Origin of the sequence: Rhizobium sp. WYCCWR 11146, from assembly GCF_013591995.1 — a bacterium.
Lineage (GTDB): Bacteria > Pseudomonadota > Alphaproteobacteria > Rhizobiales > Rhizobiaceae > Rhizobium > Rhizobium indicum.
The window spans coordinates 242,444-255,328 of the sequence record NZ_JACCEY010000031.1; the positions used below are offsets into that span (position 1 = coordinate 242,444).

Below are 12,885 nucleotides of genomic sequence, written 5' to 3' on the forward strand. Positions count from 1 at the left end.
ATGCGTTTTAGCCGAAAGGGATTGCTAACCACCGCAATACAAAGGCTTTTCGGCGAAGATCGCCGGTAAATCTTTGTTAGTTGGCGCTTCCTATGCTTCCCCTCGTTATCTCTGGGAAGGTGCTGAAATGATTATTCTCACAGCAGCAGCATTGGGCGTCAGCGCCGGGCAGACGCGTTCGGCTGGCGTGATCGCGCTGGTCGCCGCGCTGATCGGAATCACATTCGCGTTGGCGGCGATAACCTCGCCCGGGCCGGTGTCTATTCTCGCATTCATCTATGCCGTGCTCGGCTATAATGGTGGCCTCATGCTCTTCGTGCTCGGGCTCTATGCCAATCAGCGCCTTCGCCGCGCCATGCGTGTTTCGCACTGACAGCGCGTTTTCACACTGATAAGCGCGTCGCGATCTTTTAGATCGGCTTCCCGTGCTTGCTTTGTTTTTACGCATGTCGTTATACCGACATGCTTTATTCCATCCTGAAGATGCCGTCGTCAGTTCGTCGCCGGCCGATAGCGAAAGAACTGAACGCCCACGTCCGCCGTCTTCGGAAGCGGTTCCAGATAGGGCGGGATATTGCCCTTGCCGAGCTCAGCATAGAGCCCATCCGGCTTCAGTTTGGTGATCTCGCGGGTCTGCAGGTCGCCGGGGCAGAAGGCAAGCACCGTCACGCCGGTCCCCTTCAGGAAGGCTTCCGCCTCCTGCGGCTCGGCCATGCCGATATGCAGCTCCGTCAGCATGCCGCCCTGATTGCGATGATAAGGTGCGGAGAGAACCCGGTTCGCGGTGAAGCGGAGGATGGGCACGCCCATTTCCGACGGCGCCGAGACCAGTCCGACCGGTAGCCCGGCGAGCGGCGCCAGCGCCGCTCGCGATGCGCAGGAAATCTTCTTTGCCGGCTCTGCCGCTTTCTTCTGCGCAGCATTCTCCATCTGCAGCGAGACAAATCCGCCGCCGACCGCCCAGGCGGCCGGAGCACTGGCGAGCACGGTGACGATGTAGACGAAGGCGGCTGCGACATTCTCGCTGTCGCCGTTGGAGATGCGGCGGACATCGATAATCAACAGGGCAAGCGGCAGGATGGAGATCAGGTTCGAGAACGTTGAACCGCGCACCTGGACCAGCGCGATTGCCCAGCTCGTCATCAGCAGGAAGAGCAGGACCAAGTGGATTTGCATGCGGTCACGCTGAACGACGCGGAAGATGCAGACGGCGATGCCGAACAGGCCGGCCGCATAGAAGCCACCGATCGAGAAGAGATCGGTGCGTCCGAGAGCGAAAATCGACTGCGCTTCCGAAACATTTCTCAGCCAGAGTTCGACCAGCATCGGGTCGAGACCGGCCAGCGGATCGCTCAGGCATTGCGGTGCGATCACGATCGCCGAACCGAGAACGCCGGCGCCGACGACGGCGAGTGCGGCAAAGCGCAAGGGCCGGCGCAGGTGGCTGGCAAAAACCGCCGAAAACAACAGCAACCCGCCGCCGATCGCCGCCAGGCTGTAGTAGCCGAGCGAGAGATTGTCACAGGTGACCGTCGAATAAAGCCGGGGCGGCACCGTTGCAAAGAAGAGGATGCTGATCGCAATCGCCAGCGCCAGCCCGAAGGCCTTGGCGGCGGCGGCGAAATCTTCGCCTTCCCATGCCCAGAGCAGGGCAATGGTCAGACAGACGGCGGCGACGAAGGGGGTCGTCTCGGCGCCGATGGCGATAGCAACGGCTGCCGCGATGCCGGCAACCGCATAGCTCCAGGCGCGACGCTCTGGATCCAGCAGCATCGCGATCATCGTCGCGACCAGCGCCAGCTGCGCATTGTGATGATCGATGGCGCCCGGCGCGAAACGGTTTCCGGTGTAGATCGCAAGACCGGTCAAGCCGAGACTGATATGCATGGCGGCAACCCCGCCGATGCGCCGGCCGACAACCGCCATGGCGAGCATGGCGGGCAGGATGAGCGATACCGGCCAAACGGCGAGCGCCAGCGCTTCGGCCGTCTCGCGGGGCGCAAACAGGCCGAAGAACCAGATCAGCGAGGCGATCGGCAGATCAATCAGCCGCGACCAATGCATCAGCGTACCGCCGTCGAGGCCAAGACGGTATTGCATCAGATCGAACCAGCCCTGCCCGGCCAGAAAATCGCGAACCTCGATGAGACGCATTCCGTCATCATTGTCGGGGCCGACGTAATCGGTGGCGCTGGAAAGCTTGGTGATGAGGATGGCGGCGGCAAGGATGACGCAATAGGCGATGACGGTTGGCCAGAGACGCGTCAGCAGGTCGCGCACCCCGCCCCTGGGAGCGGGCAGCCCGCCCCTGGGAGCGTCGATCGCGGAGGATGCATGGGGGGTCGGCTGCACAGCGTTCATTGTGGTTAGCGCTTCGTTTCGATATCCGAACTTTAGCCGCCGCCGATCAAGAAAGTGTAAAGTCGTATGTGGCAGCCGCCGATTTTGCCTGCGTCATAGGGTCTTATTAACGGCGCATGATTTAGGCTGAGCGCGGCTTTCAAGTGTAACGAGTAGAGTCATGGCCCGATCGCGTACCGATAATCTGAATATTGCCGTCCTGCTCCCCTGCTACAATGAAGCGGCGACGATCGGCGCTGTCGTGCAGGGTTTCCGGGCGACGCTGCCCGATGCTGCGATCCACGTCTACGACAACAATTCCACCGACGGCACCGCGCTGCAGGCGATGCTTGCCGGCGCGCATGTCGTGCGCGAGCGGCGTCAGGGCAAGGGCCATGTCGTGCGCCGCATGTTTGCCGATATCGACGCCGACATCTACATCATCGCCGACGGCGACGGCACCTATGCGCCTGAGGATGCCGAGGAACTGGTGCGCACGCTGCTCACCGAGCGCGCCGACATGGTGGTCGGCACCAGGCGCGGTGTGCACGCCGATGCCGGCCGTCAGGGCCATGCGATCGGCAACCGGCTTTTCAACCTGCTCTACCGGATGATCTTCGGCCCCGACTTCACCGATATCTTTTCCGGCTACCGCGCGTTTTCGCGCCGCTTCGTCAAGAGCTTCCCGGCGGTATCAGGCGGCTTCGAGATCGAAACCGAGATGTCCGTGCATGCCTCGCGACTGAAGCTGCCGGTCAGCGAGCTGGAGCTCGACTATGGCCGCCGGCCGGAAGGCTCGCATTCCAAGCTTTCGACATTCCGCGACGGCGCCAAGATCCTCTGGATGTTTGCGATGCTGATGAAGGAAACCCGGCCCTTCGCCTTTTTCAGCGCGATCAGCGCCACCTTCATGCTGGCGAGCCTCGGCTTCATGGCGCCGGTGCTGGCGGAATATTTCGAGACGGGTCTCGTCAGCCGCATGCCGACCTGGGTGCTGTCGACGGCGCTGATGATGATCTCCTTCATGCTGTTCACCGCCGGCGTCATCCTAGATTCCGTTGCGCGCGCCCGCGCCGAACAGCTTCGTATCCATTATATGGGCCTGGAAAGGCCGAGCGCGCTGAAGGCGCCGCTCGGCGACGCAGGGCCGGTATCGCGCATGCGTCCCGGCAAGGCGGATGCAGCATGAGAAAGCTCATCCGCTTCTCCATCGCCGGCGGCATCGGCTTCCTCGTCGATGCCGGCATCCTGTCGGCGCTGCTTGCTCTGACGCCGCTCGGGCCGTTTCTGGCGCGGCTCGTGGCGATCGCCTTCGCCATGGCCGCGACCTGGGCTTTCAACCGGAGCTTCACCTTCGATCGTTCCGGCCGTTCGCTTGCCGCCGAAGGTTTCCGCTACGGCTCGGTCGGGGTGACGGCAGCGCTCGTCAATTACGGGCTCTATTCCGCGCTTCTGCTGTCGCTGCCGGCGCTTCAACCGCTGGCGGCCATGGTGATCGCCAGCGTCGCCTCGATGATCTTCAGCTTCTTCGGCTATTCGCGCTTCGTCTTCCGCGCCGAGTGATCAAACTGCTTCCCAGCCGTCCTTCTCGCTGGCCCGGTAGATCGCGTCGATCACCTTCTGGTTCAGCTTCGAATTTTCGAGCGTGACGATCTCTTCCTTGCCGTTTGTCACCGCCCGGGCGAAGGCCTCGACCTGCCGCCTGTACTGGCGGCTGTCCTGGAAGCGGAAGATGCGCGATTCAGTGTGGCTGCGGTCGGCAAGCTCGATCTCTTCCGGCCCCCAGCGATTGGCGTTGAACGGCGACTTGACCTCGATGTACCCTTCGGTGCCGTGGAAGACCATGACCTGGCGGTTGGCCATCTGCGTCGAGATATAGAAGCTCAGCTCGAAATCGCCGAAATCGGCCTTGACGCTCGAATAGATATCCGTGCCGAAATCCGCATCGCGCTCGGTGATCGCCTGGATCCAGAGCGGCTCCTTGCCGGTGGAAAAACGCGTGCCCATGACGGGATAGACGCCGATATCGAAAAGGCCGCCGCCACCGAGCTCGGGAACGTTGCGCATGTTGGCGGGGTCGCGGTTGAAATAGGTGAAGGCGCCCTGCACATGCCGGAGCGAACCGATGGCGCCCTCGTCGATCAACGAGCGCACCTTCTGCCAGACCGGCGAATAGGTGATCATATAGGCTTCGCTGATCACCACCCGGTTGCGGTCGCGGGCGGCGATCACGTCGTCGATATCGTCTGCCTTCAGCGCCAACGGCTTTTCGCAGAGCACGTGCTTGCCGGCATCCGCCGCCTTGATCGACCATTCGATATGCTGCGAGGTCGGCAGCGGGATGTAGACGGCGTCGATGAGGTCGGAGGCCAGCATCTCCTCGTAGGAGCCGAAGGCATGCGGCACCGAGAAGCGGTCGGCCATCTCCCTTGCGCGTGTCAGATCACGGCTGGCAATCGCCGTGACGACACAATTCTCCGCATCCTGGATCGCCGGAACGACATTGTCGCGGCCGATCTTCGCCGTTGAAATGATACCGAAACGCAGCATGATCCAAGTCTCCCGAATTGATTTCGGCGAACCATATTCAGGCCTTAGCTGCGGCGCAATGGCGCGGCTTGAAATCACGGAAGTTTGCCTTCCCGAATGTGCGGATCGCACTAAGTTGGTCAGGGCGGCGTTCTGCCGTATCCGCGATTTCAATTCCTTCACACTTCTGGAGAGCGTCATGGAAATGCGCCGGCTTGGAAAAACAGGTCTATCGGTCGCGCCGATCGTCATCGGCGGCAATGTCTTCGGCTGGACGGCCGACGAAAAAACATCCTTCGCCATTCTCGACGCCTTCTTCGACGCGGGCCTGAACACGATCGATACGGCCGATGTCTATTCCTCGTGGGTTCCCGGCAACAAGGGCGGCGATTCCGAGGAGATCATCGGGCGCTGGCTAAGCCACGCCAAGGTTTCCCGCGACAAGGCGGTCATCGTCACCAAGGTCGGCTCCGACATGGGACAGGGAAAGACGCTGAAGGAGACCTATATCCTGAAGGCGGTCGAGGATTCGCTGCGCCGGTTGCAGACCGACTATATCGACGTCTATCTCTCGCACTGGCCGGATGCCGATACGCCGCACGAGGAAACGCTCGGCGCCTATGCCAAGCTGAAGCAGCAAGGCAAGATCCGCGCCATCGGCTGCTCGAACTATGATGCGAAACTGCTCCGGGCTTCCTTCGACGCTGCCGAAAAGGCCGGCCTGCCGCGTTATGATGTGTTGCAGCCGGAATATAATCTTTATGAGCGCGCGAGCTTCGAGGGGCCGCTTGCCGATCTCTGCGTCAAAGAAGACATCGGCGTCATCACCTATTTCAGCCTCGCCGCCGGCTTCCTCACCGGCAAATACCGCAGCAAGGCCGATACGCAAGGCCGCGCACGCGAGGGCCGGGTTTCGAAATATCTCGACGACAAAGGCCTGCGCATCCTGGCCGCGCTCGACAGAGTTTCGGCCGAGACCGGTGCCAAGCCGGCGGAAATTTCACTCGCCTGGCTGCTGCGCAAGAAGGGCGTGACGGCGCCGATCGCCAGCGCGACCAGCCTTTCGCAGCTTGAAAGCCTGGCGAAATCGGCGACACTTGCGCTGTCCGACGATGCGATGGCGCTGCTCGACCAAGCCGGTGCCTGAAAGAAAGAGACACCATGACCGTAACGATACGTGATGCCCGCCCCGAGGACGAAGCCTGCTGGCGCGAACTTTGGGCGGCTTACCTCACCTTTTACGACGTCACGGTCGATGCCGATATCACCGATTCCACATGGAGGCGGATCTTCGATCCGGCGTCGGCAATCGCGATGCGCGTCGCCGAAATCGGTGGCCGGATGATGGGCTTTGCGCTTTATCTCACGCATGAGGGCACGTGGATCCGCGGCAGGGACTGCTATCTCGAAGACCTGTTCGTCGATGCCGATGCGCGCGGCAAAGGCCTCGGGCGGGCGCTGATCGACGATCTCATCGCAACCTGCAGAGCCAAGGGCTGGTCGCGGCTCTACTGGCATACGAGCGAGCAGAACAGAACCGCGCGAGCACTCTACGACAGCTATGTCGAAAGCGACGGCCATATCCGCTATCGCATCACCTTCTGAGCACCGCATCAGTTTCTGAGCGGGGGAAACCCTTCGTAAAAGGCGGCGTGATCGCCTTCCCAATTGGCCATACCCGCCTTGGTCAGGATACCGCGCGGACTGATATAGCTCTGGATCACTCGTTTTGGCCGTTCGTGCCACTGGATATTGAAGGCCCAGAGCTTCGGGAAAAAGCAGAGCGAGGCATAAGGCAGGTGGTCGTGAATCCACCAGGCAAGCCGCTGCCAGTCGCTTTCATCGTGGTAGTGGTCGACCATCCACGGCACGGCAATGCAGACGGCTGCACCCATGCAGCCGTCAAAATCCCTCATATCCCAGATGTGATGCGCGGCGGTGGCGGCATTGGTCGAGCAGTTCAGCTTGTTCTCATTGCCGAACCTGTTGACCGCGGGCGAACGATAGCCGGAACGGATATGCAGGCGCCCGAACGTCGCCTCTAGCGGCTCGAGCAATTCCTCGCAAAGCCTCTTGCCCGCTTCGATCGCCAGATCCGGATCCTCGGGGATATTGGGGATGCGATAGAAATCGGCGATTTCGGAATGCAGGAAATCGCGAAGGAAGAAGTTTTGCGAGAGCCGCACGCGGCCGAGATCCTCCAGACCCTTCATCGAATTCGGCTTTCGCATGACGTCATTCTCCTGCGCATCGACGGCAGGAATCATCGTCCGGCACCGATTTCCAGTCCACCCGAAATCGATCGGGAACAATTAGCGCGATCTTCGCTTCTTAATGTGTCGCCGCATTCGCGGTTTTCCCCAGAACAAGGATAGAGAAAATGGCCAAGGAAAAGACGTTGGAAGATCTATTCCACGACACGCTGAAAGACATCTACTTCGCCGAACGGCAAATATTGCGCGCCCTGCCGAAGATGGCGCGCGCCGCTCAATCCCCGGAATTGAAGAAGGGCTTCGAAAAACACCGCGAGGAAACCGAAGCTCAGGTCGAGCGCCTGCAGCAGGTTTTCGAGCTGATCGGCAAACGCGCCCAGGGCAAGACTTGCGAGGCGATCCAGGGCATCATCGCCGAGGGCGAGGAAATCATGGAGGAATTCAAGGGCACGGTGGCTCTCGATGCCGGCCTGATTTCGGCCGCCCAGGCCGTCGAGCATTATGAAATCGCCCGCTACGGCACGCTGAAGACCTGGGCCGCGACGCTCGGCCTCAAGGATGCCGTCCGCCTGCTCGATCAGACGCTGCAGGAGGAAACGGCCACCGACAAGACCCTCTCCCAGCTCGCCACCACGGCGGCAAACCAGAAGGCAAAGGCTGCCTGATGCACACGGCGCCCTAGTAAGAACGGGCGGCCCGGTTCCCATTCCTTACCGGCCGCCCGTATCCTGCTCGCTGTATCTGAAGAAATCGATGAAGGCGCGCAACGCCGGGCGCATCTGTCGCCGGGTGGGATAATAGAGAAACGGCCCGGCATAGGGCGCGCACCAATCTTCCAGCACCCGCACAAGTGTGCCGCCCGCCAGTTCGTCATAGACCCGCATGTCGAACAGATAGGCAAGGCCGGCGCCGTTCAGCGCCGCAAGCAGGGCCAGCCGATCCTCGCTGACGATCAGCGGCCCATCGACCGAAACGACGAGTTCCTGCCCGTTCTTTTCGAATTCCCAGCGATAGATCGAGCCGTTGGTGAAGCGCCGCTTGATACAGCGGTGATGGACGAGATCGCGCGGATGCTCGGGCTTTGGATGACGCTCGAAATATTCGGGCGAAGCGGCGATCACCGTCGTCAGATTGGGCGAGATCCTGACCGCGATCATATCGGCTTCCAGGCTCTCTTCCAGCCGGATGCCGGCATCGAAACCCTCCTTGACGATATCGGTGAAGCCGTCCTCATTGGCGATCTCCAGGGTGATATCGGGATAGAGGTTGAGAAAGTCGCCGAGCCGCGGAGCGAGCAGCAGATCGGAGGCGAAGCGCGGCGCGGTGATACGCAGGTTTCCGGCCGGCTTGGCGCGCGTATCGCGGACGGCCTCCAAGGCAATATCGATCTCCTCGAGTGCGGGACGAAGTCTTTCAAGCAGCAGGCGCCCCTCTTCCGTCGGCGCGACGCTGCGAGTGGTCCGCGCCAGAAGCCGCACCCCCAGACTTTCCTCAAGGCTCGATATCGCATGGCTGATGGCCGAGGGCGCAACGAGGAGTTCCTTCGCCGCCGCCCGGAAGCTGCGATGCTCCGAGACGGCGGCGAGAACGGCGAGTTGCGAGAGCTGTGTTCTGTTCATTGATCGAAATGATAGAACAACCTGTTAGAAACTGCATGTATTTTCTGATTGATAGCGCAGCGATATGGTCTGGCGGTACCGCAACCATCCAGAACAGGATGATTTCAGGCCGGGCGGCCTAAAATCTGAATCCTGTTCTGAATTAAATAGTTAGAGCATGATGTCGTCCGAAAACCGCTCACACTTTTCGGCATCATGCTCTGGCGGCTCAAAATCAGCTCAGAGGAGCACATCATGAAAACCCGGAAACTCGGAAACGATCTGACCGTCTCTGCCGTCGGTCTCGGCTGCATGGGCATGAGCTTTGCCTATGGCGCCAGCGACGATGCGGAATCGATCAAGACACTGCACCGCGCCATCGATCTCGGCGTCACTTTCTTCGATACCGCCGAAGTCTATGGTCCCTTTACCAACGAGGTTCTTCTTGGCAAAGCGCTGAAGCCATTCCGCGACCGCGTGGTGATCGCCACCAAATTCGGCTTCAAGATCGATGCCAGCAAGCCGGGTACTGCCGCCATCGCCGGCGTCGACAGCCGCCCCGAGCATGTACGAGCGGTCGCCGAAGCCTCGCTGAAACGCCTCGGCATCGACACCATCGACCTCTTCTACCAGCACCGGGTCGATCCCAACGTGCCGATCGAAGAGACGGTCGGCGCCATGGCGGAACTGGTGAAGGAAGGCAAAGTCCGGGCGCTCGGGCTTTCGGAAGCCGGCAGCGCCACCATTCGCCGCGCCCATGCGGTCCATCCGATCGCAGCCTTGCAGAGCGAATATTCGCTCTGGACGCGCGATCCCGAAGAGGAGGTGCTTGCCACATGCCGCGAACTCGGCATCGGCTTCGTGCCCTACAGCCCGCTCGGCCGCGGCTTCCTGACCGGAGCGATCCGCAAAGTGGAGGATCTCGACGCGGACGATTTCCGCCGGCAGGTGCCGCGGTTCCAGGCGGAAAATTTCGACGCCAATGCCGCCCTCGTCTCAACGCTCGAGCGGCTTGCCGCCGAGAAGGGCGTGACGGCGGCGCAGCTGGCGCTCGCCTGGGTGTTGAGCCAGGGCGACGACATCGTGCCGATACCGGGCGCCCGCAAGCTTCATCATCTCGAACAGAACGCCGCGGCCGCCGATATCGTGCTCAGCCCCGCGGAACTTGCGAGGCTTGAAGAGGTCATCCCCGCTGGGCAGGTTTCCGGCAAGCGTTATTCGGACGCCTCGCTTGCCATGACGAACATCTGAACCCCTGCCGAAACAAAGAGCGAAAGCCCGGTCGGCCACAACCGGCCGGGCTTGCCTTCGGGGCTGGCGAAACTATCTAAGGCCATCTCGAAGAACGGGATGACAATATGTCGGACAGGCAGGCAGTCGAACAGACGGTTCATCTCTATGTCGAAGGCATGGCCTTCGCCAATGAGGCAGCCTTGAAAAAGGCCTTTCACCCAAAAAGCTCGATCATCGGCCATTACGAAAATGCCGTCGAATGGCTGACGCGGGACGAGTTCATCGCCGCGATCCTGGCGGAGGAGCCGGCGCCGCCCGGCACGCAGCCCTACATGGACATGCAGAGCGTCGATGTCGAGGGCGAAGCGGCAAGCGTCAAGGTCACCGACGACTTTGCCGGCATGCGCTTTACCGATTATCTTTCGCTGTTGAAGATCGACGGCCGCTGGACGATCGTCAGCAAACTCTTCCATCTGCATCGGTGAAAAGACCGGCCGCTTTTCGCGACCGGTTCATTGTTTGACGACGTTGAATGAAGCTCAGCTTCTGAGGACACCGCCGGTGAATTTCGCAACACTGGCGACGATCTTCTGCGTCAGCGCCTCGAAATCCTCGTCCGTCAGCGTGCGCTCGACCGGCTGGATCTGCACCTCGATCGCCACCGACTTCTTGCCGTCGCCAACCGATGCGCCCTCGAAGATATCGAAGACATTGACGCCCGTCACCAGCTTGCGGTCGGCGCCGGTGGCGGCCTTGACGATGGTGCCGGCTTCCACCGTCTTGTCGACGACGAAGGCGAAGTCGCGCCGCACCACCTGGAAGGGTGACAGCTCGAGCGCCGGCTTGGTGCGCGTCGCCTTGCGCCTGGCCTCCGGCATGGCGTCGACATAGACCTCGAAGCCGCAGAGAGCGCCGGAGACATCAAGCGCCTCCAGCGTCAGCGGATGGAATTCGCCGAAATAGCCGAGCACGACCTTCGGCCCCATCTTGATCGTGCCGGAGCGGCCGGGATGATACCATTCCGGTCCACCCTGCTCGATCTGGATATTGCCCATCGGCAGGCCGCAGGCTTCGATGACGGCAAGCGCATCGGCCTTGGCGTCGAAGACGTCGACCGGCTTGCCGCCGCCCTTGGCGGTGTTCGACCAGGCGCGACCGGCGCCGGCAAGCGAGGCCGTGCCGCGGCGAATGCCGCCGGCCACGCGGCGCTGACCGTCAGGCCTGTCGTTCTCATAAGTGCCGGAGACCTCGAAGAGCGCGACGTCGCCGTAACCCTTGTCGGCATTGCGCTGGGCTGCGGTCAGCAGGCCCGGCAGAAGCGACGGGCGCATATCCGACATTTCGGCGGCGATCGGGTTGGCAAGCTTGAGCGTCGGCGAACCGCCGCCGAACAACTTTGCCTGGTCTTCCGGAATGAAGGACCAGGTGACGGCTTCGAGCATGCCGCGCGCGGCGAGCGCCCGCTTAGCGAGGCGGCTGCGGATCTGCAGCGTCGTCAGGATCTTGCCGTTGACGGCCGCATGGCTTTCGAGCGGCGCCGGCTTGATATTGTCGACGCCGTGGATGCGCATGACCTCCTCGACGAGATCGGCCTTGCCATCGACATCCGGGCGCCAGGAGGGAACGGCAACGGAGACGCGCTCGCCGGAACCGGAGACGGTGAAGCCGAGACGTGTCAGAATCGTATTGCTTTCCTCATTCGAAACGTCGAGGCCCGTCAGGCGCTTGACCTCCGAATAGGGGAAATCGACGATCTTCGGTTCGTAACCCTGGTAGCCGACGATCTCGGCCTTGGCGGCCTTGCCGCCGCAAAGTTCCAGCACCAGTTCCGTCGTGCGTTCGAGACCGGGGGCCATATAGTCCGGATCGACGCCGCGTTCGAAGCGGTAGCGGGCATCGGTGATGATGCCGAGGCCGCGGCCTGACTTGGCGATGTTCATCGGGTCCCAGAGAGCGGATTCGATCAGCACGTCGACGGTGTTTTCGTCGCAGCCGGAATGTTCGCCGCCCATGATGCCGCCGATCGACTCGATGCCATTCTCATCGGAGATGACGACGTTGCTCGGCGAGAGCTTGTATTCGCGCTGGTCGAGCGCCAGCACCGTCTCGCCTTCGGCGGCACGGCGGACGGTCAGGTTGCCGTTGATCTTGGCGGCATCGAAGACGTGGATCGGCCGTCCCTGATCGAAGGTCATGTAATTGGTGACATCGACCAGAGCGTTGATGGGGCGCAGGCCGATGGCGATCAGCCGCTGCTGCATCCAGCGCGGGCTCGGGCCGTTCCTGACGCCGCGCACGAGGCGGAGCGCAAAGCCCGGGCAAAGCTTCGGATCATCGAGATCGAGCGTCAGCTTCACCGGCGTCTCACCTTCGACGACGAAGGACGGTGCGGGCCGCGTCTTCAGCGCGCCGAGACCGGAGGCGGCGAGATCGCGGGCGATGCCGTGGATCGAGGTGCAGTCCGGCCGGTTGGGCGTCAGGTTGATCTCGATGACCGGGTCATCGAGATGCGCATAGGCGGCATAACTCTGACCGACCGGCGCATCCTCGGGCAGATCGATGATGCCGTCGTGACTGTCGGAAATCTCAAGCTCCTTTTCGGAGCACATCATGCCGTGGCTTTCGACACCGCGGATATTGCCGACGGCGAGCGTCACGTCGATACCGGGAACATAGGTTCCGGGCGCTGCGAAGGCGCCAACAAGACCGGCGCGCGCATTCGGGGCGCCGCAGACGACCTGGACGGGCGCGCCGGAACCGGTATCGACCATCAGCACCTTCAGGCGATCGGCCTGCGGATGTTTTTCGGCCGAGAGGACCCTGGCGATGACGAAGGGCTTGAAGGCCGCCTTGTCGTCGACGTCCTCGACCTCCAGCCCGATCTCGGTGAGGCGCGTGCAGATTTCATCGAGGCCGGCATCCGTTTCCAGATGCTCTTTCAGCCAGGAGAGCGTGAATTTCATCGTCCCAAT

13 protein-coding genes are annotated in these 12,885 nt (G+C 61.8%); 8 read left to right on the forward strand and 5 right to left on the reverse strand.

Annotation, left to right across the window (positions count from 1 at the left end; all coding sequences use genetic code 11):
• Positions 1–127 precede the first annotated feature (127 nt).
• Positions 128–373: a hypothetical protein gene (locus HX899_RS25555; protein ID WP_138332207.1), complete on the forward strand. Its 246-nt coding sequence runs from the start codon at positions 128–130 to the stop codon at positions 371–373.
• 119 nt (positions 374–492) lie between these two features.
• Here the strand turns inward: HX899_RS25555 and HX899_RS25560 are convergent, their stop codons facing one another.
• A complete protein-coding gene (locus HX899_RS25560; RefSeq protein ID WP_171599879.1) occupies positions 493–2,361 on the reverse strand; it encodes a hypothetical protein in 1,869 nt (622 codons plus the stop codon).
• A gap of 160 nt (positions 2,362–2,521) precedes the next feature.
• Between HX899_RS25560 and HX899_RS25565 the strand changes: the two genes are divergently transcribed.
• Positions 2,522–3,529 (forward strand): glycosyltransferase, encoded by a 1,008-nt coding sequence (locus tag HX899_RS25565; RefSeq protein WP_171599880.1) that lies wholly within the window; start codon positions 2,522–2,524, stop codon positions 3,527–3,529.
• Complete coding sequence (locus tag HX899_RS25570) at positions 3,526–3,903, forward strand: GtrA family protein (RefSeq protein ID WP_138388415.1); 378 nt, start codon at positions 3,526–3,528, stop codon at positions 3,901–3,903. Before HX899_RS25565 ends, HX899_RS25570 begins: the two co-directional genes overlap by 4 nt.
• Here the strand turns inward: HX899_RS25570 and HX899_RS25575 are convergent, their stop codons facing one another.
• Positions 3,904–4,890, reverse strand: a complete 987-nt coding sequence (locus tag HX899_RS25575) for a Gfo/Idh/MocA family protein (protein ID WP_181293706.1) — start codon at positions 4,888–4,890, stop codon at positions 3,904–3,906.
• Between the two features lie 178 nt (positions 4,891–5,068).
• Here HX899_RS25575 and HX899_RS25580 point away from each other — a divergent pair, with 178 nt between their 5' ends.
• Both HX899_RS25580 and HX899_RS25585 read left to right on the forward strand, forming a co-directional pair.
• Positions 5,069–6,016 (forward strand): aldo/keto reductase, encoded by a 948-nt coding sequence (locus tag HX899_RS25580; protein WP_138388417.1) that lies wholly within the window; start codon positions 5,069–5,071, stop codon positions 6,014–6,016.
• Between the two features lie 14 nt (positions 6,017–6,030).
• Positions 6,031–6,474 carry a GNAT family N-acetyltransferase gene (locus HX899_RS25585; protein WP_171599883.1) on the forward strand — a complete coding sequence of 148 codons (444 nt, stop codon included), beginning with the start codon at positions 6,031–6,033 and terminating at the stop codon, positions 6,472–6,474.
• Positions 6,475–6,482: 8 nt separating this feature from the next.
• Here the strand turns inward: HX899_RS25585 and HX899_RS25590 are convergent, their stop codons facing one another.
• Entirely contained in the window at positions 6,483–7,136 is a 654-nt protein-coding gene (locus tag HX899_RS25590; protein WP_171599884.1) for a hypothetical protein, read from the reverse strand.
• Between the two features lie 113 nt (positions 7,137–7,249).
• On the opposite strand from HX899_RS25590, the gene HX899_RS25595 reads away from it, so the two are divergent.
• Entirely contained in the window at positions 7,250–7,747 is a 498-nt protein-coding gene (locus HX899_RS25595) for a ferritin-like domain-containing protein (protein ID WP_072639965.1), read from the forward strand.
• 45 nt (positions 7,748–7,792) lie between these two features.
• Here the strand turns inward: HX899_RS25595 and HX899_RS25600 are convergent, their stop codons facing one another.
• Positions 7,793–8,701, reverse strand: a complete 909-nt coding sequence (locus tag HX899_RS25600; RefSeq protein WP_138332199.1) for a LysR family transcriptional regulator — start codon at positions 8,699–8,701, stop codon at positions 7,793–7,795.
• A 234-nt stretch (positions 8,702–8,935) separates the two neighbouring features.
• Here HX899_RS25600 and HX899_RS25605 point away from each other — a divergent pair, with 234 nt between their 5' ends.
• Together HX899_RS25605 and HX899_RS25610 are read left to right on the forward strand one after the other, a co-directional pair.
• On the forward strand, positions 8,936–9,931 hold the full coding sequence (locus tag HX899_RS25605; RefSeq protein ID WP_138332198.1) for an aldo/keto reductase: 996 nt from the start codon (positions 8,936–8,938) through the stop codon (positions 9,929–9,931).
• Positions 9,932–10,038: 107 nt separating this feature from the next.
• Positions 10,039–10,398: a nuclear transport factor 2 family protein gene (locus tag HX899_RS25610; RefSeq protein WP_171599885.1), complete on the forward strand. Its 360-nt coding sequence runs from the start codon at positions 10,039–10,041 to the stop codon at positions 10,396–10,398.
• 54 nt (positions 10,399–10,452) lie between these two features.
• Here the strand turns inward: HX899_RS25610 and pheT are convergent, their stop codons facing one another.
• On the reverse strand, positions 10,453–12,876 hold the full coding sequence (gene pheT, locus HX899_RS25615) for a phenylalanine--tRNA ligase subunit beta (RefSeq protein WP_171599886.1): 2,424 nt from the start codon (positions 12,874–12,876) through the stop codon (positions 10,453–10,455).
• Between the last annotated feature and the right edge of the window lie 9 nt (positions 12,877–12,885).

Bases quoted from the DNA above. Each gene is read 5' to 3' on its own strand.
- HX899_RS25610 (WP_171599885.1), top strand. From the start codon at position 10,039: ATGTCGGACAGGCAGGCAGTCGAACAGACGGTTCATCTCTATGTCGAA.
- HX899_RS25555 (WP_138332207.1), top strand. From the start codon at position 128: ATGATTATTCTCACAGCAGCAGCATTGGGCGTCAGCGCCGGGCAGACG.
- HX899_RS25585 (WP_171599883.1), top strand. From the start codon at position 6,031: ATGACCGTAACGATACGTGATGCCCGCCCCGAGGACGAAGCCTGCTGG.
- HX899_RS25560 (WP_171599879.1), bottom strand. From the start codon at position 2,361: ATGAACGCTGTGCAGCCGACCCCCCATGCATCCTCCGCGATCGACGCT.
- HX899_RS25595 (WP_072639965.1), top strand. From the start codon at position 7,250: ATGGCCAAGGAAAAGACGTTGGAAGATCTATTCCACGACACGCTGAAA.
- HX899_RS25575 (WP_181293706.1), bottom strand. From the start codon at position 4,890: ATGCTGCGTTTCGGTATCATTTCAACGGCGAAGATCGGCCGCGACAAT.
- HX899_RS25570 (WP_138388415.1), top strand. From the start codon at position 3,526: ATGAGAAAGCTCATCCGCTTCTCCATCGCCGGCGGCATCGGCTTCCTC.
- HX899_RS25590 (WP_171599884.1), bottom strand. From the start codon at position 7,136: ATGATTCCTGCCGTCGATGCGCAGGAGAATGACGTCATGCGAAAGCCG.
- HX899_RS25600 (WP_138332199.1), bottom strand. From the start codon at position 8,701: ATGAACAGAACACAGCTCTCGCAACTCGCCGTTCTCGCCGCCGTCTCG.
- pheT (WP_171599886.1), bottom strand. From the start codon at position 12,876: ATGAAATTCACGCTCTCCTGGCTGAAAGAGCATCTGGAAACGGATGCC.
- HX899_RS25580 (WP_138388417.1), top strand. From the start codon at position 5,069: ATGGAAATGCGCCGGCTTGGAAAAACAGGTCTATCGGTCGCGCCGATC.
- HX899_RS25565 (WP_171599880.1), top strand. From the start codon at position 2,522: ATGGCCCGATCGCGTACCGATAATCTGAATATTGCCGTCCTGCTCCCC.
- HX899_RS25605 (WP_138332198.1), top strand. From the start codon at position 8,936: ATGAAAACCCGGAAACTCGGAAACGATCTGACCGTCTCTGCCGTCGGT.